Raw genomic sequence first — 556 nt, forward strand, 5'->3', positions numbered from 1 at the left:
GTGCCGGACTGCGCGGAGGGCCGCTCGCTGCTCGCCCAGGAGGCGCTGCACGCGGGCGTCCCGCTGGTCGCGGCGGACCTGCCGGGGATGGCCGAACTGGTCGGCGACGGAGCGGAACTGGTGCCGGTGGGTGACGCCGGCGCCCTCGCCGGGAAGGTCTCCGCGGTCCTCGCCGACGCGGCGTGGCGGGAGGAACTGGTGCGGCGGGGAGTCTCGCAGGCCGCGGCGTGGCCCACCGAGGACGAGACGGTCGCCCAGGTCCTCAGCGTCTACGACGAGCTCGCCCAGCCCTTGCCGCTCACCTGAGGGACTGTCGGTCCCCGGCGGTACGGTGCCGTCCATGACCGACGACCGGACCTTTCCCGGCCCCGGGGGTGGGGTGGCGGACGAGGACCGGGTGGCCACCCTTGCGGTGCGGACCCGGGGCTCAACCTGGCCCGCGCTGCGGTGTGGGTCCCGTGCGTACGGTGCCGTCGGCTTGCGCGGGGTGGGGCGAGCCGCTCGCCGCGGAGGCGCCGCCCCTGCGCCCGCCTCCCCCAAGGACTTCGTCCGGGGG

General features: G+C 77.0%; 1 protein-coding gene. It reads left to right on the forward strand.

The genetic code is table 11. The features are described from left to right. Positions 1-306 (forward strand): glycosyltransferase (locus ACOV8S_RS30415; protein ID WP_448321708.1); only part of this gene is annotated, 306 nt, incomplete at its 5' end. Between the last annotated feature and the right edge of the window lie 250 nt (positions 307-556).

It is taken from the genome of Streptomyces sp. CO7 (assembly GCF_053474865.1).